This window comes from Dactylosporangium sp. NPDC049525 (genome assembly GCF_040676755.1).
In the GTDB taxonomy this organism is placed as follows: domain Bacteria; phylum Actinomycetota; class Actinomycetes; order Mycobacteriales; family Micromonosporaceae; genus Dactylosporangium.
On record NZ_JBFAPO010000002.1, the window covers coordinates 206,223 to 227,071 of the forward strand.

At 72.1% G+C, this 20,849-nt stretch carries 21 protein-coding genes; 4 read left to right on the plus strand and 17 right to left on the minus strand.

Translation table 11 applies throughout. The features are described from left to right. Position 1: 1 nt before the first annotated feature. Positions 2-2,239: a malto-oligosyltrehalose synthase gene (gene treY / locus AB0K00_RS05235; protein WP_363515611.1), complete on the minus strand. Its 2,238-nt coding sequence runs from the start codon at positions 2,237-2,239 to the stop codon at positions 2-4. A gap of 5 nt (positions 2,240-2,244) precedes the next feature. Continuing rightward, positions 2,245-4,350 (minus strand): glycogen debranching protein GlgX, encoded by a 2,106-nt coding sequence (glgX, locus tag AB0K00_RS05240; RefSeq protein ID WP_363515612.1) that lies wholly within the window; start codon positions 4,348-4,350, stop codon positions 2,245-2,247. A gap of 260 nt (positions 4,351-4,610) precedes the next feature. Between glgX and AB0K00_RS05245 the strand changes: the two genes are divergently transcribed. Together AB0K00_RS05245 and AB0K00_RS05250 are read left to right on the plus strand one after the other, a co-directional pair. Then, entirely contained in the window at positions 4,611-6,626 is a 2,016-nt protein-coding gene (locus AB0K00_RS05245; protein ID WP_363515614.1) for an amylo-alpha-1,6-glucosidase, read from the plus strand. A 37-nt stretch (positions 6,627-6,663) separates the two neighbouring features. Beyond that, complete coding sequence (locus AB0K00_RS05250; protein WP_363515617.1) at positions 6,664-8,136, plus strand: glycosyltransferase family 4 protein; 1,473 nt, start codon at positions 6,664-6,666, stop codon at positions 8,134-8,136. 12 nt (positions 8,137-8,148) lie between these two features. Here AB0K00_RS05250 and AB0K00_RS05255 read toward each other — a convergent pair whose 3' ends face one another. The 12 genes from AB0K00_RS05255 to AB0K00_RS05310 all read right to left on the minus strand — a co-directional run bounded on the left by AB0K00_RS05255 (position 8,149) and on the right by AB0K00_RS05310 (position 16,874). After that, a complete protein-coding gene (locus AB0K00_RS05255; protein ID WP_363515620.1) occupies positions 8,149-8,766 on the minus strand; it encodes a DUF2461 domain-containing protein in 618 nt (205 codons plus the stop codon). A 9-nt stretch (positions 8,767-8,775) separates the two neighbouring features. Next, positions 8,776-9,414, minus strand: coding sequence for a DJ-1/PfpI family protein (locus tag AB0K00_RS05260; protein ID WP_363515623.1), 639 nt, complete (start codon positions 9,412-9,414; stop codon positions 8,776-8,778). Next, positions 9,405-10,364: a GlxA family transcriptional regulator gene (locus AB0K00_RS05265; protein ID WP_363515626.1), complete on the minus strand. Its 960-nt coding sequence runs from the start codon at positions 10,362-10,364 to the stop codon at positions 9,405-9,407. The genes AB0K00_RS05260 and AB0K00_RS05265 overlap by 10 nt, the downstream gene beginning before the upstream one ends. Before the next feature lie 182 nt (positions 10,365-10,546). Further along, on the minus strand, positions 10,547-11,137 hold the full coding sequence (locus tag AB0K00_RS05270) for a MerR family transcriptional regulator (protein WP_363515629.1): 591 nt from the start codon (positions 11,135-11,137) through the stop codon (positions 10,547-10,549). Positions 11,138-11,296: 159 nt separating this feature from the next. Continuing rightward, the gene (locus tag AB0K00_RS05275; RefSeq protein WP_363515632.1) at positions 11,297-11,761 is read right to left on the minus strand and encodes a bifunctional nuclease family protein; all 465 of its coding nucleotides are present in this window, start codon (positions 11,759-11,761) and stop codon (positions 11,297-11,299) included. A gap of 136 nt (positions 11,762-11,897) precedes the next feature. After that, on the minus strand, positions 11,898-12,548 hold the full coding sequence (locus AB0K00_RS05280; protein ID WP_363515635.1) for a MerR family transcriptional regulator: 651 nt from the start codon (positions 12,546-12,548) through the stop codon (positions 11,898-11,900). A gap of 148 nt (positions 12,549-12,696) precedes the next feature. Further along, entirely contained in the window at positions 12,697-13,137 is a 441-nt protein-coding gene (locus AB0K00_RS05285) for an FHA domain-containing protein (protein ID WP_033358822.1), read from the minus strand. Between the two features lie 238 nt (positions 13,138-13,375). After that, positions 13,376-13,759 carry a glycine cleavage system protein GcvH gene (gene gcvH / locus AB0K00_RS05290; RefSeq protein WP_363515638.1) on the minus strand — a complete coding sequence of 128 codons (384 nt, stop codon included), beginning with the start codon at positions 13,757-13,759 and terminating at the stop codon, positions 13,376-13,378. 28 nt (positions 13,760-13,787) lie between these two features. Then, positions 13,788-15,077, minus strand: a complete 1,290-nt coding sequence (locus AB0K00_RS05295; RefSeq protein WP_363515641.1) for a DUF881 domain-containing protein — start codon at positions 15,075-15,077, stop codon at positions 13,788-13,790. Further along, the gene (locus AB0K00_RS05300) at positions 15,074-15,406 is read right to left on the minus strand and encodes a small basic family protein (RefSeq protein WP_363515644.1); all 333 of its coding nucleotides are present in this window, start codon (positions 15,404-15,406) and stop codon (positions 15,074-15,076) included. The genes AB0K00_RS05295 and AB0K00_RS05300 overlap by 4 nt, the downstream gene beginning before the upstream one ends. Next, positions 15,403-16,266, minus strand: coding sequence for a DUF881 domain-containing protein (locus tag AB0K00_RS05305; RefSeq protein WP_363515647.1), 864 nt, complete (start codon positions 16,264-16,266; stop codon positions 15,403-15,405). Before AB0K00_RS05305 ends, AB0K00_RS05300 begins: the two co-directional genes overlap by 4 nt. Further along, positions 16,263-16,874: a CDP-alcohol phosphatidyltransferase family protein gene (locus AB0K00_RS05310; protein ID WP_363515649.1), complete on the minus strand. Its 612-nt coding sequence runs from the start codon at positions 16,872-16,874 to the stop codon at positions 16,263-16,265. The genes AB0K00_RS05305 and AB0K00_RS05310 overlap by 4 nt, the downstream gene beginning before the upstream one ends. Before the next feature lie 101 nt (positions 16,875-16,975). Here AB0K00_RS05310 and AB0K00_RS05315 point away from each other — a divergent pair, with 101 nt between their 5' ends. Continuing rightward, positions 16,976-17,896 (plus strand): aminoglycoside phosphotransferase family protein, encoded by a 921-nt coding sequence (locus tag AB0K00_RS05315; protein ID WP_363515652.1) that lies wholly within the window; start codon positions 16,976-16,978, stop codon positions 17,894-17,896. Here the strand turns inward: AB0K00_RS05315 and AB0K00_RS05320 are convergent, their stop codons facing one another. After that, entirely contained in the window at positions 17,897-18,289 is a 393-nt protein-coding gene (locus AB0K00_RS05320) for a PLD nuclease N-terminal domain-containing protein (protein ID WP_363515655.1), read from the minus strand. It abuts the gene before it with no gap. Between the two features lie 62 nt (positions 18,290-18,351). On the opposite strand from AB0K00_RS05320, the gene AB0K00_RS05325 reads away from it, so the two are divergent. Continuing rightward, a complete protein-coding gene (locus AB0K00_RS05325; protein ID WP_363515658.1) occupies positions 18,352-18,873 on the plus strand; it encodes a phosphoribosyltransferase family protein in 522 nt (173 codons plus the stop codon). Positions 18,874-18,886: 13 nt separating this feature from the next. Here the strand turns inward: AB0K00_RS05325 and AB0K00_RS05330 are convergent, their stop codons facing one another. Together AB0K00_RS05330 and AB0K00_RS05335 are read right to left on the minus strand one after the other, a co-directional pair. Next, on the minus strand, positions 18,887-19,486 hold the full coding sequence (locus AB0K00_RS05330; protein WP_363515661.1) for an MBL fold metallo-hydrolase: 600 nt from the start codon (positions 19,484-19,486) through the stop codon (positions 18,887-18,889). Positions 19,487-19,495: 9 nt separating this feature from the next. Continuing rightward, complete coding sequence (locus tag AB0K00_RS05335) at positions 19,496-20,800, minus strand: DUF2252 domain-containing protein (protein ID WP_363515664.1); 1,305 nt, start codon at positions 20,798-20,800, stop codon at positions 19,496-19,498. Positions 20,801-20,849: the final 49 nt, after the last annotated feature.

Genomic DNA, 20,849 nt, shown 5'->3' on the forward strand with positions numbered 1-20,849 from the left:
GCTACTCCCTCACCAAGAGCGCGACGGGATAGGACGAGAGGACGTCGCCGACCCGGGTCGAGTCGACGGCGCGGCCGGTCAGGACGTCTGTCCAGGCGCCGCCGGGGAGCTTGAGGTCCTCGGCGTCCCAGCCGCCGGCGGCGGCCAGCCGCAGCGGCAGCCGGGTGGCGACGGTCAGGGCGCCGCCCCGGTCGAAGGCGACCGCGTGCCCGGCGGCGTCACCGGTGACGGGCACCGGATGGTACCGCTGGAACAGCTCCGGGCGGTCCCGCCGCAGCCGCAGCGCCCGGCTCACCACGAGCAGCTTCGCGACCCCGGAGTCGTCGACCGGCGGGGCGGGCTGCCCGGCGAGGGCCGTGGAGTCCAGGGCGGCCAGGAGGTCGCGGCGTTCGGCGAAGTCGACCGGGCGGCGGTTGTCGGGGTCGACGAGGGAGTCCTCCCACAGCTCGGTGCCCTGGTAGACGTCGGGGACGCCGGGCATGGTGAGCTGCACCAGTTTCTGGCCGAGGGCGTTGGACCAGCCGTACGGCCGGATGCGGGCCACCACCGCCTCGACGTCGGCGCGCAGCCGGGCGTCGCCGTCGAGCAGGTGCACGGCGGCGGCGAAGGTCGCCTCGAACGCCTCGTCTGGCGCGTCCCAGGACGTGGAGCGGTTCGCCTCCCTGGCCGCCTTCGTCAGGTATGCCTGGAGCCGGTCGGCGCTCAACGGCCAGGCACCGATCACGGTCTGCCAGAACAGCGTCTCGAACGACGGGTCGGGGATGCCGGCCCGGCCGAGCAGCGGCGTGAGCAGGTCCGGCGCCTCCGACAGCACGGCGAGGCGGGCCCGGACGTCCTCGCCGCGTTTCGTGTCGTGGGTCGACAGGGTCGTCATCCCGGCCGGCCACTCCTCGAGGCGGCGGGCCGCCGCGGCGTGGAACTCCTCCGGTGCCACCCCGAAGCGGGACGGGTCGCCGCCGACCTCGTTGAGGGCGATGAACCGGTTCCAGCGGTACATCGCGGTGTCCTCGACGCCCTTGGCCATGACGGCGCCGGTGAGCTGCTGGAACCGGGCGCACAGGTCGTCGGCGGGGTCGGTCAGCCGGGGCACCAGGCCGTCGAGGGCGGCGGCGAGGTCGGGGCGGCGGCGTTTCGTCTCCGTCACCGCCGCGTCGAAGTCGGCCCGGCCGTACGGCAGGTACGTGCGGTACACGTGGAAGTTCGCGGCGAGCTCGGCCAGGACCTCCTTCGAGCCGGGTGCGAGGGCGTCGAGGCGGCGCAGCTCGGCCGGGAACAGCCGCCGGGTCACATCCAGCTTCTGCTCGTGCGCCTCCTCCTGCCAGTCCGGGCCGTCGACCGCGGGTGCGCCGGCGGGGTCGACGAACAAGCCGCAGACGTCGCCGAGGGCGTCGTAGCCGGTGGTGCCGTCGACCGGCCAGTGCGGCGGCAGCGGCTCGCCGCGCTCCAGGATCTTCTCCACCACCAGCCACGCTTCGGGCGCGCGTTCGCGCAGCGTGGTCAGGTAGCCGTCGGGGTCGCGCAGGCCATCCGGGTGGTCGACCCGGATGCCGTCGACGTCGCCCGCCGTGACCCACCGCAGTATCTCGGCGTGGGTGGCGTCGAAGACGGCGGCGTCCTCCACCCGTACCCCTGCCAACTCGGTCACCGCGAAGAACCTGCGGTAGTTGAGCAGCTCGTTGCCGCGCCGCCAGTCCACGAGCCGGTAGTGCTGCCGGTCGTGGACCTCCTGCGGGCTGCCTTCCCCGGTGCCCGGGGCAATGGGGAAGCGGTGCTCGTAGTACCGCAGCTCGTCGCCGTCGATCGACAGCTCGGCGAGGTCGGACTCGGCGCCCAGCACCGGCACGACGATCGGGCCGGCGTCCCAGTCGATGTCGAACCAGTCCGCGTAGGCGGAGCCGCGGCCGTGGGTGAGGACGTCCCACCAGGCCGGGTTCGCGGCCGGCTGGAACAGCCCCATGTGGTTGGGCACGATGTCGACGATCAGGCCGAGGCCCTGCAGCCGCAGCGCGTCGACCAGGCGCTTGAGGGCCTCCTCGCCGCCGAGCTGCGGGTTGATCCTGGTCGGGTCGACGACGTCGTAGCCGTGCGGGGAGCCGGGCGTCGCGGTGAGCAGCGGCGCCGAGTACAGGTGGCTGACCCCGAGGTCGTGCAGGTAGCCGGCGAGCCCGGCCGTCGCGTCGAGGTCGAAGCCGGGCCGGACCTGCACCCGGTAGGTGCCGGTCGGGAAGTTCGCGACCACGGCGGTCACACCGTCCGGTCGAGCACGACGAGGGACCGGTCCGGCACGACGAGCGTGCCGTCGGCCGAGTAGGACACGCCGCCGCGGGCCGAACCCGGCGCGGTCGCGATCACCAGCTCCCACTCCTTGCCGTAGTCCTGCTGCGGGATGACGAAGTCGACCGGCTCGTAGTGCGCGTTGAAGCACAGCAGGAACGAGTCGTCGACGTGCCGCTCGCCGTGCGAGCCGCGCTCCGTGATCGACTCGCCGTTGACGAACAGCATCAGGGCCTTGCCGAAGTGGTTGTCCCAGTCCTCCTCGGTCATCTGCCGGCCGTCGGTGGCGAACCACGCCACGTCCGGGATCGGCGTGCCCTCCTGCCGGGCGACTGGCCGGCCGGTGAAGAACCGCCGCCGGCGGAACACCCGGTGCCGCTCCCGGAACGCGGCCAGCCCGCGGGTGAACGCGAGCAGCTGCTCGTCGACGCTGTCCCAGTCGATCCAGCTGATGTCGTTGTCCTGGCAGTACGCGTTGTTGTTGCCGCCCTGGGTGCGGCCCAGCTCGTCGCCGGCGCCCAGCATCGGCACGCCTTGGGACAGCATCAGCGTGGTGAGGAAGTTGCGCCGCTGCTTGGCCCGCAACGCGTTGATCTCCGGGTCGTCGGTCGGGCCCTCCACGCCGCAGTTCCAGGACCGGTTGTGGCTCTCGCCGTCGCGGTTGTCCTCGGTGTTGTCCTCGTTGTGCTTCTCGTTGTAGGACACCAGGTCGTTCAGCGTGAACCCGTCGTGGCAGGTGACGAAGTTGATGCTGGCGAAGGGGCGGCGCCCGTCGTCCTGGTACAGGTCCGCCGAGCCGCAGATCCGGCTGGCGAACTCGCTCAGCGTGGCCGGCTCGCCGCGCCAGAAGTCGCGGACCGTGTCGCGGAACTTGCCGTTCCACTCCGTCCACAGCGGCGGGAAGTTGCCGACCTGGTAACCGCCGGGGCCGACGTCCCACGGCTCGGCGATCAGCTTCACCTGGTTGACCACCGGGTCCTGCTGCACGACTTCGAAGAACGTCGACAGGCGGTCGACCTCGTAGAACTCGCGGGCGAGGGTCGAGGCGAGGTCGAAGCGGAACCCGTCGACGCGCATCTCCGTCACCCAGTACCGCAGCGAGTCCATGATCAGCTGCAGGGTGTGCGGGTTGCGCACGTTGAGGCTGTTGCCGGTGCCGGTGTAGTCGGTGTAGTAGCGGTTGTCGTCGTCCTCGAGCTTGTAATAGTGCCCGTTGTCCAGGCCCTTGAACCCGAGCGTGGGGCCCAGGTGGTTGCCCTCGGCGGTGTGGTTGTAGACCACGTCGAGGATCACCTCGATGCCGGCCGCGTGCAGCGCCTTGACCATGCCGCGGAACTCCTGGACCTGCTGGCCCCGGTGCCGGCGGGCGTAGCCGTGGTACGGGGCGAAGAACCCGATCGTGTTGTAGCCCCAGTAGTTGGACAGGCCGAGCTCCACCAGGCGCTGGTCGTGCACGAAGTGGTGCACCGGCAGCAGCTCCAGGGCGGTGACGCCGAGCCGGCGCAGGTGCTCGATGATCGCCGGGTGGGCGATGCCGGCGTAGGTGCCGCGCAGTTCCTCGGGCACCTCCGGGTGCCGCATCGTCAGGCCCTTCACATGCGCCTCGTAGACCACGGTGTGGTGGTAGGGCACCCGCGGCGCGGCGTCGTTGGCCCAGTCGAAGTACGGGTTCACCACCACGGCCTTCGGCATGAACGGCGCCGAGTCGGCGGTGGACATCTTCTCGGGGTCGTTGAAGTCGTACCCGTAGACGGCCGGGTCCCAGGCGATGTCACCGTCGATCGCCTTCGCGTACGGGTCGAGCAGCAGCTTGTGCGGGTTGCAGCGCAGCCCTTCCTTCGGCTCGTAGCGGCCGTGCACGCGGAAGCCGTACCGCTGCCCCGGGTCGACCCCCGGCAGGTAGGCGTGCCACACGAACGCGTCGACCTCGACGAGCTTGATGCGCTCCTCGACGTCGTTGTCGTCGAAGAGGCACAGGTCGACACCGGAAGCCACTTCGGAGAAGATCGCGAAGTTCGTGCCCTGCCCGTCGTACGTAGCACCCAACGGGTACCGGTTGCCCGGCCAAACCTGCATCTCAGCTCCTGCTCTATCGGCTGGCACCGGTGTTCAACCGGCACCGCGTTGCCACAGTGTTACGTGCGTCGAAAGTTCACGCGCGGGTACGCGTGAAGCTGGCTGCCATATGCCCGCTGCCATCAATAATGAATCGTGCCGGTGGGCGGGTCGGCTTTCCGACAGCGGTCCGGGATGAATCACACCGTGTTTTCGCCGTGGCGCACGTTTCAAACAAGGGGGTTCGGATCATAGTTGGGCACATGCCCCCGGGATCGGTCATGACCTTCGGCCCCCATGTCTGCGGCTCGGCAGCCGGGTTCGAACACGAATGGCTTGTCACCGACGGGACCGGCGGATACGCGACCGGCACGGTCGCGGGTCTGCGCACGCGCCGCTACCACGGCCTGCTCGTCACGCCGCAGCGGCACCTCGCGCTCGCCGCCCTCGACCCCGTCCTCACCCTGCCCGGCGGTGCCGTCGTGCGCCTCGCCGTGCACGAGTGGGCGTCCGGTGCGATCGACCCGTCGGGCCACCACCATCTTGAGCACTTCGAGCTGGCGGACGGGGTACCCCGGTGGCGCTGGCGGATCGGCGAGATCGTCCTCGAGCGTGAGATCGCGATGACCCACGGCCGCAACAGCGTCGCCGTCGTGCACCGGCTCGTCGCCGCGCCCGCCGGGGCGTCGGTCGAGCTCTCGCTGACCGCGCTGTGCACGTGGCGGCACGCCGACGCCGAACGCGACCGGACGTTCCCGGAGCCGGTCGTCTCGCTCGCCGACGGCGGGTTCACCGTCGACGACGCGTACCGGGTCGCCGGGCCGGACTTCCGGCCGGTCGGGGAGTGGTATTTCGACGCGTACGCCCGCGAGGAGGCCGCCCGGGGGCTCAACCCGGTCGAGGACCTGTGGGCCGCCGGGACGTTCCAGGCCACCCTGACCGCCGGCGAGACCCTGTCGGTGTCCGCCTGGTCCGGCGTCGCCGATCCAACCCCGCCGGCGGCGCAGACCGTGGTCGCCGACGCCCGCCGCCGGGCCCGGAAGCTGCTGCGGACCGCGGCCACCGCCGGCGCCCGCGACGCCGTCGACAAGGCCCTGGCCCTGGCCGCCGACGCGTTCATCATCACCGCGCCGGACGGGACCCCGGCGGTCGTCGCCGGCTACCCGTGGTTCGGCAGCTACCTGCGCGACACCATGACCGCGTACGAGGGGCTGTTCCTGGCCACCGGGCGGGTCGAAGAGGGCGCGCGGCTGCTGCGGGCGCACAGCGACCTGCCCGACCGGATGCGGGCCGGGTCCCTGGGCGACGCCGACGGGCCGTTGTGGTTCGTGCACGCGGCCGAGCGGCACATCGCCCGCACCGGCGACGACGCCCTCGCCGCCGAGCTGCTGCCGGTGCTGGAGGGGGTGATCACCGCGTACACCAAGGGCACCAGCGACGGAGTGCGCGTCGACCCCGCCGACGGCCTGCTCCTCATCGACGCCGACGAGTCCGGCATGACCTGGATGAACGCCCGGCTGCCGCGCGGACCCGTGACGCCCCGCGACGGCAAGCCCGTCGAGCTCAACGCCCTGTGGGCGAACGCCCTCGGCGCCGTCGGCGCGCTGCGGGAACGCTGCGGCCGCGACGCCTCCGTCGTGCACGCCCGCCGCGACGCGGTGAAGGCGCAGGTCCTCAAGCGCTTCCGGGCCCCCGACGGCTGGCTCTTCGACGTGGTGGACGCCAGGCCCGCCGCCTACCCGAAGGGCGGCGGCAGCATCCACGACGACGCGGTGCTGCGGCCCAACCAGATCCTCGCCTTCAGCCTGCCGTACGCACCCGGCGCCGACGAGGCGCACCTGGGCTCGCGGGTGCTGCAGGCGGTCGGCTCGACCCTGGTCACCTCGCTGGGGCTGCGCAGCCTCGCCCCGACCGAGTACGGCTACCACGGCGGTCACCGGGGCGGGGTGATCCCCCGGGACACCGCGTACCACCAGGGGACCGTGTGGGTGTGGTGGCTCGCCCCGTACGTCGAGGCCCGCCTCGCCGCGGGCCTGCCGGTCGACGGCGTGCTCACCGCCGTCGAGGCGCACCTGGGGGAGTGCGGTCTCGGCTCGGTCAGCGAGATCGCGGAGGGTGACGCTCCGCACCGGCCCACGGGCGCTCCGTTCTCTGCCCGCTCGGTCGCCGCGGTGTTGCACGCGAGGGCCGTGATCAGGGAGAACCGCAAGTTGCAAACCGCATCTTCTGGGAAGAGCGGAAAGATGAAATTGACCCGCGATGCTGCTCCGCGCAAGCGCCGGAACGCGCTACGGTGACAGTCGGCGACGAGAGGTATCCGCTATGCGCGTATTGATGATCGCCTGGGAATTCCAACGTCCGTCGACCGATGATGCGCCCCGCGGGCGCATCGCCGCACTGTCCGCCGCGCTGGTCGCCGCGGGCCACTCGGTGACCGTGGTGACCCGCCACGCCGCGGACGCTCCTGCCGTTGCGATGATCGACGGCGTCCGCGTCGTGCGTGCCGCGGCGCTGACCGGTGCGGTCGCCGGCGGCGCCCTCGGCCAGACCATGGCCGTCAACCACCTCCTGGCGGAGGCCGCGAAGCGCACCCTGCCCGCCGAGGGCTACGACGTCATCCACGCCCACGACTGGCTCGTCACCCACGCCGCGGTCACCCTCAAGGAGGCGCTCGGCCTGCCGTTCGTCGCCTCGATGCAGGCCACCGAGGCGGGCCGGCACCAGGGCTACCTCTCCGGCGAGGTCAGCCGCTCCGTGCACTCCGTCGAGTGGTGGCTCGGCTCCGAGGCCTGCCGCGTGATCGTGCCGACCGCCTACCTGGGCTGGGAGGTCCAGCACCTCTTCGACGTCGCCGCCGAGCGCGTCGACGTTGTGCCCAACGGCATCGACCCCGACATGTGGACGGCCACGGCCCGCGAGGTCCTCGCAGCCCGGCTCCGCTTCGCCGGCGAAGGCCCGCTGCTCGTCTACGCCGGCCGGCTCATCGCCGAGAAGGGCGTCCAGGACCTCCTCGAGGCCCTGCCCGCGATCCGCGACCGGCACCCCGGCACCCGCGCCGTCGTCGCCGGTGACGGCGACTACCGGGCCGCCCTCATCGAGGAGGCCCGCAAGCGCAAGCTGCACCGCGCCGTGAGCTTCCCCGGCCACCTCGACCAGCGCACCCTCGCCGCGGTCCTCGCCGCCGCTGACGCGTTCGTCATGCCCAGCCGCTATGAGGCGACCGGCACCGTGGCCCTCGAGGCCGCCGCGTCCGGCGCCGCCCTGGTCGTCGCTTCCACCGGCGGGCTCGCCTCCATCGTGGAGCACGGCGTCACCGGCGTTCGCTTCCCGGTCGGCGAACCCGACGGCCTCGCCGACGCCGTCAACGCGCTGCTGCAGGACCCGATGTTCGCGCAGAACCTCGCGACCAAGGCCCGGCAGATGGTCCGCGACCGCCACTCGTGGCAGGCCACCGCGGAGCGCACCGCCGCCGTCTACGCCGACGCGGTCGCCACCGCGCCAGCGTTCGAGGCCCGGCGCCAGGCGGTGCTGCTCGGCAGCGGCCTGCCGGTCGTCTTCGTCCCGCCCGGCAACCTGCTCGCCGACCCGCCCACCGTCCCCGTCGGCGAACGCCCGGCCCTGCTGGTCCGCGCCGCCGCCGAAGAGGCCGCGTGGCAGGCCGGCGCGTCCGCGGCCCGCGAGGCGATCCGCACCGAGGGCGCACTCTGGCTGGACGCCGCCGAGCGCGAGGCCGCCGACCGCGCGGAGGCTGCCCGGGCCGCCGCCGCCCCGTTCGACGTCGTCATGGCCGCCGTGGAACGCCGCTGACCCCAGCGCCGCTCAGGTGTGGATCGCCAGCCACTCCTGCAGCGGCGCGCACGAGCGCAGGAACGTCACCACGTGCGTCTTCGCCTTCGCGGTGCCCAGCCACGGCCGCAGCTCGAACTGGTGCCAGGCGATCAAACCCTTGTGCCGCAGCAGGTCCGCCCGCGGATGCTCGCGAGGGAACCCCCGCGGCACGGACTTCAGCTGCTCGTGTGACGTCACCGAGGTGCCGCGCGCCTGCAGGTCGGTGACGATCGCCTCCAGTGGCACGCCGCTGGAGTCGTCCGCGACCGCCTGCCGGAACTTCGCCAGGCGCGGCGGGTCCATCATGTACGCGCCGGCGCCCGCGGCCAGACCCGCGGCGGTCAGCTGGAGGTAGCCGCCGCGCTCGAAGGAGGCCGCGCACGAGGTCTTGTACGGCGACTTGTCGGCGCTGAACCGCACGTCGCGATACGGGCGGAAGATCTTCGCCGGGCCGAACTCGGGTTCCAGCTCGGCGAGCAGCTCCGCCATCGGGGCGCGGACCTTGTCGTCGTAGACGGCCTTGTGCGCTGTCCAGTACGTCTTGGAGTTGTCCGCCTCGAGGCCGTCGTAGAAGTCGAGGGCCTCGGCGGGCCAGCCACGGAACGCCACGCCCGCAGTCTACGTGGACATGACCAGGTGAGCGTTCGCGCGCAGGTGCGACACCAGGGCCGGCGGCGCCGAACCGGGGGAGCCGGCCGTGAACGGGGGCCGCGGGTCGTACTCGGTGGCGAGCTGGATGCTCTGCGCGACCGCGGGGCCGGCGACGGTGCCGGCGAGAGTGAGTGCCAGGTCGATGCCGGCGGAGACGCCGGCGCCGGTGACGTACTTGCCGTCGCGCACGACGCGTTCGGCGACCGGGGTGACGCCGTAGGCGGGGAGCCGGTCCAGGGCGAGCCAGTGTGACGTGGCGGTCCGCCCCCGCAGCAGGCCGGCGGCGGCGAGGATGAGCGACCCGGTGCACACCGATGTCATCCAGGTGGTGCCGGGGTCGACGGCGCGCAGCCAGTCGTGCAGGGCGGTGTCGGTGGTCTGGGCGCGGACGTCGGGGCCGCCGGGGACGAGGACCAGGTCCGGGCTGCCGCAGTCGGCCAGCGCCCGGTCGGCGACGAGCGTCAGCGCGCCGGTGTCGGCGCGGACCGGGCCCGCCGTCACGCCGGCGAACGTGACCTGGGCGCCGGGGAGGCGGGACAGGATCTCGTAGGGCCCGATCGCGTCGAGCGCGGTCATCCCCTCGTACACCACGAAGATCATCTGCATGAGAAGCGCTCCTTGTAGTCGGTCGGTGTGACACCGAGGGTGCGGACGAACGCGCGGCGCATGGCCTCGCTGGTGCCGTAGCCGCAGGCGCGGGCCGCCTCCTCGACGAACGCGCCCTCCTCGAGGTGCCGCCGGGCGGTCTCCAGGCGGACCCGGTCGACGTAACGGCCGGGCGGGGTGCCGACCTCGGCGGCGAAGGCCCGGCTGAACTGCCGCGGTGACAGGTTGGCAAGCCTGGCGAGGGCGTCGACGGTGAGGTCGCCGGACGGATGCTCGGCGATGTGGCGCTGCACCTCCCGCAGCGGGTCCCGGCTCGCGACCTGCGCCGCCAGCTGCGCGCTGAACTGCCGCTGCCCGCCCGGCCGGCGGACGAACATGACGAGGTGCCGGGCGATCTCGAGGGCGACGTCGCGGCCGTGGTCCTCCTCGACGACGGCGAGCGCGAGGTCGATGCCGGCGGTGACGCCCGCGGACGTCCACACCGTTGACGCGGCTGTGCCGTCCCGGACGAAGATCGGCTCGGTGTCGACGGTGACCCGCGGGAAGCGGCGGGCGAGGGTGTGCGCGTGCCGCCAGTGGGTGGTGGCGCGCCGCCCGTCGAGGAGACCGGCCTCGGCGAGCAGGAACGCGCCGGTGCACACCGACGCGACGCGGCGGGCGGCCGGCGCGGCGTCGCGCAGCCAGCCGACGAGGCGCGGGTCGCTGGTGCGGGTGCCGGTGCCGCCCGGGACGATCAGCAGGTCGGACGGGCCCGCACCGGTCAGGTCGACGTCGGGGAGCAGGCGCAGCCCGCTGGACGTGCGGACCGGGACGCCACCGATGCTGCCGGTGTGGATGGTGTACGACCCGGGCCTGGCCAGTTCACCCCCGGCGAGCACCTCGACGGGTCCTGTGACGTCGAGGCTCTGCACCCCGTCGAAGAGGACGACCAGGACCCGCTGCGCTGCCATGCGTCCGATCCTTGCCGCGGCCCGCCGGTGTCCGCAACGACGCGGATCCCACCTTTCCTGCCATGGGGCCGGGGCACGGGTCTGGGGCCGGGCACGGAAACGCCGGTCGACCGGGGGTGGTCGACCGGCGTGCGGTTTGTGGTGCGCTGTGGTGTTTGTGGTGCGCTGGGGTGGTGGCGGGGTCAGCCGGCGCGGCGGCGGGCCCTGCGCATGGCGAGCTCGTCGCCGCCGGCCGCGGCGAAGTCGTCGGCGGACGCCGGGACCTCCTCGGCCGGGGTGGCCGCCTCCGCGGGCAGGTGCGACAGCGTGCCCTCGATCTCCTTGAACGCCCCGGAGATCGCGATGCCGAACACGCCCTGGCCGCCCTGGAGCAGGTCGACGACCTCTTCGGGGGAGCGGCACTCGTAGACGGTGGTGCCGTCGGAGATCAGGGTGATGCCGGCCAGGTCCGCGACGCCGCGGGAGCGCAGGGTCTCGATCGCCTTGCGGATGTTCTGCAGGGAGACCCCGGCGTCCAGGAGGCGCTTGACCACCTTGAGCACGACGATGTCGCGGAACGAGTAGAGCCGCTGGCTACCGGAGCCCGCCGCGTCGCGCACGCTCGGCACGACCAGGGCGGTGCGGGCCCAGTAGTCGAGCTGCCGGTAGCTGATCCCGGCGGCGTGGCAGGCGGTCGGACCGCGGTAACCCACATCGTCGGAATTGACGAAAGCACTCACCGAAACGGTGTCAGCAGCATGACCGGGTATCCCGGGATCGGGCGGCTGTTGCATTGCACCCACCTCCAGCGTCAACACCCGAAACCCTATAGCGCACCTTGAGGGTCAGCGGGGAGGTAACGCCGCGACACGCCGCGTGTCGGTGCGCCGAATTTTCCGCGCGTCGCCACTGTGACCGTTTGTCCCGATATGGGGTGTGGTCACGGCGCCGACCTACCCGGCGAAATCCTCCGGGCGGACCTGCTCGAGGAACTCGCGGAACTTCTCCACTTCGTCCTCCTGCTCGTCCGGGATGACGATGGCGGCCTCGGTGAGCACCTTGTCCGCGCAGCGGATCGGCGCGCCGACGCGCAACGCCAGGGCGATCGAGTCACTCGGACGGGCGGAGACCCGCACGTTGTCGCCGATGACGAGCTCGGCGTAGAAGATGTTGTCCCGCATCTCGACGATCTCGACCGCCTTCAGCGGGGCCTTGAGCGCCGCCAGCATGTCGCGCATCAGGTCATGGGTGAGCGGGCGGGCCGGCTTGACCCCCTGCTGCTCATAGGCGATCGCGGTCGCCTCCACCGCACCGATCCAGATCGGCAGGTAGCGGTCGCCGTCGACCTCCTTCAGCAACACGATGGGCTGATTGGTAGGCAGCTCCACGCGAACACCGACCACATTCAGCTCTCGCACTGCCCGCCTCCGTGTCGACTTGCCACTCCCTGCACGGTACACGGACGAAGGGGCGGTCGTGCCACTCGCGCCACCGCTCAAATGCGCTCAGTGGCGAAGATCGCTCCGGTCGAGGGTGTCAGGGAGGGTTCTGTGCTCATTTCCCTAGTATCTCGCGCAACCCCGCGCGTACCAGTGCCGCGTGCACCCGCTGGGTCAGCGCGGCCAGCTCCTGGACCGTGTCGGCGGCCCGGGCCCGCGACGCCGGGCCGCTCTGCCGGGTCATCGGCGTCACCAGCTGGCTGAACAGGCCGATCTCGCGGTCCGCGGCGGCCCGGTAGGCCCGCAGGTGGCGCGGCTCGACGCCGAACTCGGCCAGCCGCGCGGCCGCCGTGGCGACCTCCAGGGCGTCGGCGTCGTAGCCCCCGCCCGGACGGGGGCGCAGCAGCCCGTGCTCCTCCAGCGCGCGCAGCGTGGCGTCTTTCAGGCCGGCCTTGTCCAGCAGCTCGTCGCGGTTGAGCCGCACCTCGGCCGCCGCCTCCACGGGCACCGAGGACTGCGACACGTCGGTCAGCGGATCGCCCATCGTGGCGAGATGCTCGCGGATCACCCGCAGCGGCAGATACTGGTCGCGCTGGGCGGTCAGCACGTAGCGCAGCCGGGAGATGTCGGTCCAGGTGTACTTGCGATACCCGGCCGGCGTCCGCTTCGGCTCCACGAGCCCCTCGGTCTCCAGGAACCGCAGCTTCGAGATGGTCACGTCGGGGAAGTCGGCGCGCAGCTGCGCGAGCACCTCGCCGATGCTCATCAGCCGCTCGCCCCGCGCGGCACCCTGAGCGCCGCCCCGAGCGGCGTTCTGCGGCCCGCCACGGGCAGCGCTTTGAGGACCGCCACGGTCCGTGCCGTCGCGGTCCTGCGGTGTGTCCCAGGCGGCTGCCGACGCCCCCGTCATCGCCTCAGCTCTCGTCGGGGCGCGGTCCTGCCACGAACACGAGGCGGAACTTGCCGATCTGGACCTCGTCGCCATTGCTGAGGGTCGCGGCCTCGACCCGCTCGCGGTTGACATACGTGCCGTTGAGGCTGCCGACGTCGCGGACCGTGAACGTCCCACCCTCGCGATGGAACTCGGCGTGGCGGCGGGACACGGTGACGTCATCCAGGAAAATATCGCTGTCGGGGTGCCGGCCACTGGTCGTCACGTCGTGGTCGAGCAGGAAGCGCGCGCCGGCGTTGGGACCGCGGCGCACCGCCAGCAGTGCCGTGCCGGGCGGGAGTGATCCCGACACGCGGGTGGGAACCACGTCGTCGTCCGGCCCGGCGATGGCATCCTCAATGGCGCCAAGGTTGAGCGTGGACGTGACGTCGAGCGGGGGGAACTCGTCGTCTGGGCGCGTCATGGAACCACCTCACGGTCGACTTCTGCGGTGTCCTCCGATGCGACAGGCCGATGCATACGGTTGACTGAGCGAGCCTAGTCACGCCCGAAATCATGGGTCAACCAGACGCGCGGCAGCCTACCGCCGGAATTCCTGTCGAGGGTCGTCGGACTCTGTCTTCTGGTGCTCGTCGCGTTGCCGCGTGCCGTGCTCAGTCAGCTGTTTCGCGGTCAGCTGTTTCGCAATCAGCTGTTGTCGGTCAGCTGTTTTCGGTCAGCTCCCGGTAGGCGTCGGCGTCGAGCAGCGCCTCGACCGCCGCCGGGTCGTCGGCCTTGAGCTCGACGAGCCAGCCCGCGCCATACGGGTCGGAGTTGAGCACCTCGGGCGTCGCGTCGAGCGCCGAGTTGACCGCGACGACCTCACCCGACACCGGCGCGTAGATCTCCGACACGCTCTTGGTGGACTCGACCTCACCGAACGAGTCGCCCGCCTGCACGGTCGCGCCGACCTCGGGCAGCTGCACGAACACGATGTCGCCCAGTGCCTCCTGGGCAAAGTCAGTGATGCCGACCTTGAAGGCGCCGGCGTCCGCCGGTGCGAGCCACTCGTGCTCCGCCGTGTAGCGCAGATCCTCGGGAATCACGTCGGTCCTTAGTAGTCAGGCGGACGGTCTAAGCGGGCTTGGCGTACTTCAACTCACCGGCAGTGTGCAACGCGGTCACGCGCACGGGATCCGCTTCGCGCACCAAGACCGTACCGCCGTGCTGCCGCACGCTGTCCACCACCCCTCCAGGGATGTTCAGCGCGGTGCGCATGGTGTCGGGTCCGCCGATGACCATGATCGTATACGGCGCGGCGAGACTGAGTCCCGCGACCACCAACCGGTCGTTGTCGCCATCGACGAAATACGTGGCCGCGACGACGCGTACCGTGCCGCCGTCGTGCCCGTTGATCTGCATCGCCTCGGCCCCGGCGCCCCGCAGTTCCTCGACCGCGTCGAGGATCACCTCCGCCTTCACCTTCTCCGTGCCCGGCGTGATCTCGATGGACAGCCCCGGCCCCTCCGCCGGCAGCGTACCGGCCAGAATGCCCAGCTCATCGGCCCTCTTGCGGGCCTCGGCGAGCGCGGCGTCGCGCCCCTGCGCCCCGGAGTCGAGCTGCCGGCGGGTGTCCTCCAGGTCGCTGATCTCCCGCCGCAGCCGATCCTGCTGCGCGTCGAGATCCGACAGGATGCGCACCAGGTCCTCCGGCCGCGCGGCGGCCAGCTCGGCGTCGGAGTTGCTCGCCTTGAACTGCACCGAGATCGCAAACCCGAGCAACGCCACGAGCAGCGCGATGACCAGCCCCGTCCCACCCCGCTGCTTCCCGCCGCGTGCAGGGGGAGCCGCGTCGCCGGCGCCCGCGTCCCCGCCCGAGTCGTCCGCCGCGTCGTCCGCCGTGTCGCGGCCCGCCGGCTCGGGGGAGGTCAGCTCGGGGGAGGTCGGCTCGGCGCGCCCTTCGGTCCGGCCTGCCTCGGCATCCTCGGTCCGGCCTGCCTCGGTCCGGCCTCGCTCCGCCGCCTCTTTCACTCCTTTCGTCATTCCCGACATTTCGGAAATGTCGCCCGAACGAGGGAGGGGGCGCGGGGAGGGAGGGCGCCGACGGGGAGACGTCGCCTCGGAGGAGCGGCGCTCGCCGACGTGGGTGGCAGCGCTGTCCGTCGCGACGACGTTCGCGGAAGTGCCGACGTCCGAGACATCCGGGCCGTCCGCGTCCGCGTCCGCGCCGTCCGCGCCCGAGAGATCCGCGCCCGAGACGTCCGCGCCCGCGTCCGAGACGTCCGCGCCCGCGTCCGAGACGTCCGCGCCCGCGTCCGAGACGTCCGCGCCCGCGTCCGAGACGTCCGCGCCCGCGCCGTCCGCACCCGAGACGTCCGCGCCGTTCGGGGCGGTGGGGTCGTCCGGGGGAGGGGTGGCGGTCATGCTCGGAAGAGGTGCCGGCGGATGGCGGCGGCGTTGCCGAAGATGCGCACGCCCAGGACGACCACGACGCCCGTGGAGAGCTGGCCGCCGACGCCGAGCTGGTCGCCCAGGTACACGATGAGCGCGGCGACCAGCACGTTCGACACGAACGAGATGACGAACTGCTTGTCGTCGAAGATGCCGTCGAGCTTGGCCCGGACCCCGCCGAACACGGCGTCCAGGGCGGCGACGACGGCGATCGGCAGGTACGGCTGCAGGCCCAGCGGCACGGTCGGCTCGAGGAAGATCCCCGCCGCGATCCCGATGGCGAGCGCGATCACCGCGATCATCGGCGACCTCCAGAGGGTGATGGTGACGCCGGGACCGAGGGTGACGGCGCCGGCGGGTGGGCGTAGCGCAGTGGCGGTTCGGGGGCGGCGGCCAGGACCAGGGCCTTGCGCGCCTTCACGCCGAACTGCATGCGGTAGTTCTCCACGTACCGGCGGAAACGCTTCGCGGTGGCGGAGGAGGAGAAGCTGTCGGCGAGGCCGGGCGGCCCGATGGCGGCCACCTCGTAGGGGCTGGTCACGGGCTTGAAGTCGACGAGGATCACCCCGCCGGCGGCGCGGATCGTGCTGGTGGCGGTGAGGCGCTGGCCGTTGACCGCGATGGCCTCGGCGCCTTGCTGCCACAGGCCGTTGGCGACGTCCTGCAGGTCGCGGTCCAGCACGATGCCGAGGTTCTCCTCCTCGGTCTTGCCCGTGACCGGGTCGACCTGCGGCGGGGCGTCGACGACGCGGACCACGACGCCGTCGCCGGTGACCTTGCCGGTGCCGGTGCCGGCGGCCAGCCCGCGCAGCATCGCGGCGCCGGACGCGTCGGCGAGGGCGTTGTCGCGGGCCTGGTCCACCTGGGCCCGCAGCACGTCGACCTGGCGTTGCAGGTCCTCGGCGGTGCGCTGGCGGGACCGGACGTCCGCCACCAGGTCGTCGCGGGCCCGGCTCGCCGAAGGCGCCTCGGCCACCGCCTGGTGGTACGCCACGGCCAGGAGGAAGCCGACGGCGGCGAGCGTCACCGCGCGGGCGGGCCGCCCCCACCGCGGCGCAGGCGCACCGCTGGCAGCGCGGCGGGCGGCGGCCTGCGCGTAGCCGGGGTCGAGCGGCGTGCGGAACAGGTCGCCGAGCAGGTCGTCGCGGCGAGCGAACGTCACGAGGCGTCGGAGGCTTGCAGCCGGCCGGCCCGTACGTGGATCGCGGCCTGGATGAAGTAGAAGACCGCGGCGACCCAGTACAGGACGATGCCCCACCACAGCAGGGCCCATCCGCTCGGCAGCGCCCACGAGCGGGCGGCGTCGCTGACCTTCGCGAGGAGCATCATCGGGAAGCCCATGAGCAGCACCGCGGTGGCGGTCTTGCCGACGTAGTGCACCGGCGGCGGGCCGTGGCCGAGGATCCGCAGGACGACCAGGCACAGGACCATGACCGCTTCGCGGGCCAGCAGCGCGATGGTGAACCACCACGGCACGACGTCCTTGAACGTCAGCGCGAACAGAGTCGCCAGGATGTACAGCCGGTCGGCCAGGGGGTCGAGGAGCTCGCCGAGGCGGCTGACCTGCTTGAGGCGGCGGGCCGCGAAGCCGTCGACCCAGTCGCTGAGCCCGCCGACGACGAGCACGACGACCGCCCAGCCGGTGGCGTCGGTGGCGAGGAAGAGGTACAGGAAGAGCGGCACGCCCAGCAGGCGGGTGAAACTGATCAGGTTCGGCACGGTGAGCACCGGGCCGAGGCCCTGACGCTGCGTGCCTTCGTCGCGGTCCACCGTCCGCCCGCTTTCCCCGATCACCTGTACGACGCCCGGAATGCTAGCAGCTCACGATCGTGTTCTCGCGCAGGCACGGCGGACAGTGCGAGGATCGTGCGATGGTGCAGGCTTCCGGGGTACGCATCGGCTGGGACGACCTGCCGCAGACGGTTCACGCGGCGGTCGCCGCCATCCTCGGCGGGCCGGTGGTGGAGGCGGTGTCGCAGGTCGGCGGGTTCTCACCCGGCACCGCGGACAGGGTCCGGCTGGCCGACGGCTCGCGGGCGTTCGTGAAGGCGGTCAGCGCCGCGCAGAACGAGCAGAGCGTGGAGCTGCACCGCACCGAGGCCCGAATCACCGCGGCGCTGCCGGCGGACGTGCCCGCGCCGCGGCTGCTCGGGTTCCACGACGACGGCACCTGGGTGGCACTGGTCTTCGCCGACGTGGAGGGCCGGCAGCCGCATGTACCGTGGCACGACGACGAGGTGGCGGCCGTCCTCGACGCGCTGCAACGCCTCGCGGTCCCCGTGTCCGGGCTGCCGACGCTGCCGTCGTTGCTGGCCGACAACTTCGCCGGGTGGCGGCGGCTGGCGGCGGACCCGCCGGTGTCCCTCGACCCGTGGGCGGCGTCCAACCTGGACCTGCTCGTCGAGCTCGCCGACCGCGGCACGGAGGCCCTCACGGGGGATCGCCTCGTCCACGTCGACGTCCGCGCCGACAACCTGCTGATCCGCCCGGACGGTTCGGTCATGGTCGTCGACTGGCCGAGCGCGGCCGTCGGCGCACCGTGGTTCGACACGCTCTCGTTGCTGCTCAACATCCGGCTGTACGGCGGTGAGATCGCCGACGCGGCCCTCGACGTGTTCGAGCCGGACCCCGCGGACGTGACGGCAGTGGTCGCCGGGCTGGCGGCGTTCTTCACCGACCGGGCCCGCGAGCCCGACCCGCCGGGCCTGCCGACGCTGCGCCGCTTCCAGCAGGACCAGGCCGACGTGATGCTGCCGTGGCTGCGCACCCGCCTGGACGCCGGCCTGGCGTAGCTACTGCGGGCGGTCCTCGTCGCGGCGCCGCAGCTCCTCTTCGCGGCGGCGCAGGTCGGCCTCCCACTTGCTGAACATCTCCTCGTCGTCGCGCCGGGTCCGGGCGATCTCGCGCAGGAACGCGGGGTCGTCGTCCGGTGCCGCGGCGCGCGGCCGCTCCCGCTCCGGGAAGCCGCTGCCGGGCCGCCACGTCCCGCCCGCCGGCACCGCCTGCGGGCGCCCGGCGACGTACCAGGCGATCCACCCGATCGGGGAGAACAGCAGGATGATGAACACCCAGGCAACCTTCGGCAGGTTGCGCACCCGGTCCTCGTCGGAGGACAGGCAGTCGATCAGCGCGACGACCAGCATCACCAGGTCGACGAGGAAGAGCAGTCCATAGAGGCGAATCACGCCGGTATTCTGGCAGCCCCCGCCGCCGTTGTCTGTCCCCGTCGATGGGACGATCCTCGTCCGTGGATCCCGTGAGCCTTGCCGCGTCCGTCGCTGCCCGCTGCCGCCTGAGCGGCACGTTCGTCCTGCGTTCCGGCCGCACCGCGACCGAGTACTTCGACAAGTATCAGTTCGAGGCCGACCCCGTCCTGCTCGACGCGGTCGGCGCCGGCCTCGCCCCGCTCGTCCCGCCCGGCACCGAGGTCCTCGCCGGCCTCGAGATGGGCGGCATCGCCGTCGTCGTCGCGCTCGCCCGGCACACGGGCCTGCCGTGCGCGTTCGTCCGGAAGGCCGCGAAGCCGTACGGCACCCGCCGCCTCGCCGAAGGCGCCGACCTCACCGGCCGCCGCGTCCTGCTGGTCGAGGACGTCGTCACCTCCGGCGGCCAGATCGCGATCTCCGCCGGCGAGCTGCGGTCGGCGGGTGCGCTCGTCGAGCACGCGGTGTGCGTCATCGACCGGCAGGAGGGCGGCTCGGCGGCCCTCGCCGCCGAAGGCATCACCCTGCACGCGCTGCTGACCCGCGAGCAGCTCGACGCCGCGTGACGCCCCGGGTGGCCTAGATGGAGGACTCGGCGGCGATGGTGGTGTCGGTGCCGTGGCCGGTGTGCACGACGGTGTCGCGGGGGAGGGTCAGCAGGCGGGTGCGGATCGACTCGAGGATCGTCGGCTTGTCCGAGAACGACCGGCCGGTGGCGCCGGGGCCGCCCTGGAAGAGGGTGTCGCCGGTGAAGACGACACCGAGGGACGGGGCGGACAGGCAGACGGCGCCCGGGCTGTGGCCGGGGGTGTGCAGGACGGTCAGGTCGGTGCCGGCCACGGTGATGACCTGACCGTCGACGAGGCTCGCCGACGGCTCGAGGTCGGGGTGGCGCATGTGCCACAGCGGCAGATCCTCCGGGTGCAGCAGGATCGGCGCGCCGGTGCGCAGCGCCACCTCCGGGGCGGCGTCGATGTGGTCGTCGTGGCCGTGGGTGCAGACGATCGCGAGCAGGTGCCGGGAGCCGAGGGCGTGCAGGATCGCGGCGGCGTCGTGGGCGGCGTCGATGACGACGGCCTCGGTGTCGTCGCCGACGATCCAGACGTTGTTGTCGACGTCGAACGTCTCGCCGTCCAGCGAGAACGTCCCCGAGGTCACCAGTCGTTCGATGCGCGCCATACGCCCACCTTAGAGACCCGGGAACTTCCCGTTGCGGAACAGGTCGACGAAGATCTGGTGGTCGGCGCGGGCGCGGGCGCCGTAGGAGTGGGCGAAGTCGACGAGCGAGGCGGTGAACCCCTCCTCGTCGCGGGAGATCGCGGCGACGATCGCCTCCTCGGTGGAGAAGTCGACGAGGTCGTGACTGGACTCGTCGTCGGCGACCGAGTGCATGCGGGCGGTCGCGCGGCCGAGGTAGTTCACGACACCGGCGAGGTCGGCGAGCTCGTTGACGTCGCTCCAGTCCAGGTCCGCCGCGTACGGTGACACCTCCGCGACGACCTGGCCGACGCCGCGCAGCTCCGTGTAGCCCGCCCACGCGTCGGCGTGCGCCTGGAGGGCCCGCTGCGACTCGCTGGTGCGGTGGCCCTGGTGCTTGAAGTACGCCTTCACCTTCGGGTCGGTGATCCAGCGGGACACCGCCGGCGTCTGGCCCTGCTTCATGTAGATGATGACGTCGTTCTCCAGAGCCTGGGTGTGGCCTTCCAGCAGCACGTTGTACGACGGCAGCCCGGCCGAGCCGATGCCGACGCCCTTGCGCATCACCACGTCCTTGATGGTGTACCGCTCGGTGCGCGTGCCGTCCCACGACGGCAGCGTCGGCAGGTACGCGTCGAACGCCGCCTCCACCTCGGCGCGGGTCGGCGCGTCGACGAGGTACACGCCGTCGCTCATCGCGAAGCGGCGGTCGTAGTCCTCGATCACGGTCTGCTCGTCGAGCAGGCCGACCCGGGTGTTGAGCCGGGCCTGCTGCAGCACGTCGCGGAGCACGCCGTCGGTGGTGTCGAGGGTCAGCGACCCGATCGCCTCCTCACCGCCGGCGGCGATCGCGCGCAGCTCCGACACGTACGTGCGGGCGTAACCGGCGACCAGGTCACCGATCACGGTGTCGGACAGCGCCTTCGCGTAGCCGATGAGCGCGACGCTCGCGGCGAACCGCTTCAGGTCCCAGATGAACGGCCCGACGTACGCCTCGTCGAAGTCGTTGACGTTGAAGACGAGGACGCCCTCGGAGTTGAGGTACGTGCCGAAGTTCTCGGCGTGCAGGTCACCGTGGATCCACACGCCGGAGGTCCGCTCGTCGAGGAACGGGTCGGCGACGCCGTTGAGGTCGGCGTAGTAGACGCAGGCGCTGCCGCGGTAGAACGCGAACGGAGTGGCGGCCATCTTGCGGAACTTGCGGCGGAACGCGGCGGGGTCCTGAGCCATCAGCTCGCCGAACTCGGTGACGAGCACGTCGACCAGCTGATCAGCCCGCTGCTGGGAGTCAACCATTGATCAACCGTAGGCACCCGCGGACCGGCGCGGCTCCACATTGGCGCAA

Excerpts from the sequence above, each read along its gene's own strand:
- AB0K00_RS05300 (WP_363515644.1), bottom strand. The coding sequence starts at position 15,406 with ATGATCGCGGTGATCGCGCTCGCCATCGGGATCGCGGCGGGGATCTTC.
- AB0K00_RS05270 (WP_363515629.1), bottom strand. The coding sequence starts at position 11,137 with ATGCAACAGCCGCCCGATCCCGGGATACCCGGTCATGCTGCTGACACC.
- AB0K00_RS05250 (WP_363515617.1), top strand. The coding sequence starts at position 6,664 with ATGATCGCCTGGGAATTCCAACGTCCGTCGACCGATGATGCGCCCCGC.
- AB0K00_RS05335 (WP_363515664.1), bottom strand. The coding sequence starts at position 20,800 with ATGGTTGACTCCCAGCAGCGGGCTGATCAGCTGGTCGACGTGCTCGTC.
- AB0K00_RS05260 (WP_363515623.1), bottom strand. The coding sequence starts at position 9,414 with ATGCAGATGATCTTCGTGGTGTACGAGGGGATGACCGCGCTCGACGCG.
- AB0K00_RS05280 (WP_363515635.1), bottom strand. The coding sequence starts at position 12,548 with ATGAGCATCGGCGAGGTGCTCGCGCAGCTGCGCGCCGACTTCCCCGAC.
- AB0K00_RS05285 (WP_033358822.1), bottom strand. The coding sequence starts at position 13,137 with ATGACGCGCCCAGACGACGAGTTCCCCCCGCTCGACGTCACGTCCACG.
- AB0K00_RS05295 (WP_363515641.1), bottom strand. The coding sequence starts at position 15,077 with ATGACCGCCACCCCTCCCCCGGACGACCCCACCGCCCCGAACGGCGCG.
- glgX (WP_363515612.1), bottom strand. The coding sequence starts at position 4,350 with ATGCAGGTTTGGCCGGGCAACCGGTACCCGTTGGGTGCTACGTACGAC.
- AB0K00_RS05245 (WP_363515614.1), top strand. The coding sequence starts at position 4,611 with ATGACCTTCGGCCCCCATGTCTGCGGCTCGGCAGCCGGGTTCGAACAC.
- AB0K00_RS05315 (WP_363515652.1), top strand. The coding sequence starts at position 16,976 with ATGGTGCAGGCTTCCGGGGTACGCATCGGCTGGGACGACCTGCCGCAG.
- AB0K00_RS05330 (WP_363515661.1), bottom strand. The coding sequence starts at position 19,486 with ATGGCGCGCATCGAACGACTGGTGACCTCGGGGACGTTCTCGCTGGAC.
- AB0K00_RS05265 (WP_363515626.1), bottom strand. The coding sequence starts at position 10,364 with ATGGCAGCGCAGCGGGTCCTGGTCGTCCTCTTCGACGGGGTGCAGAGC.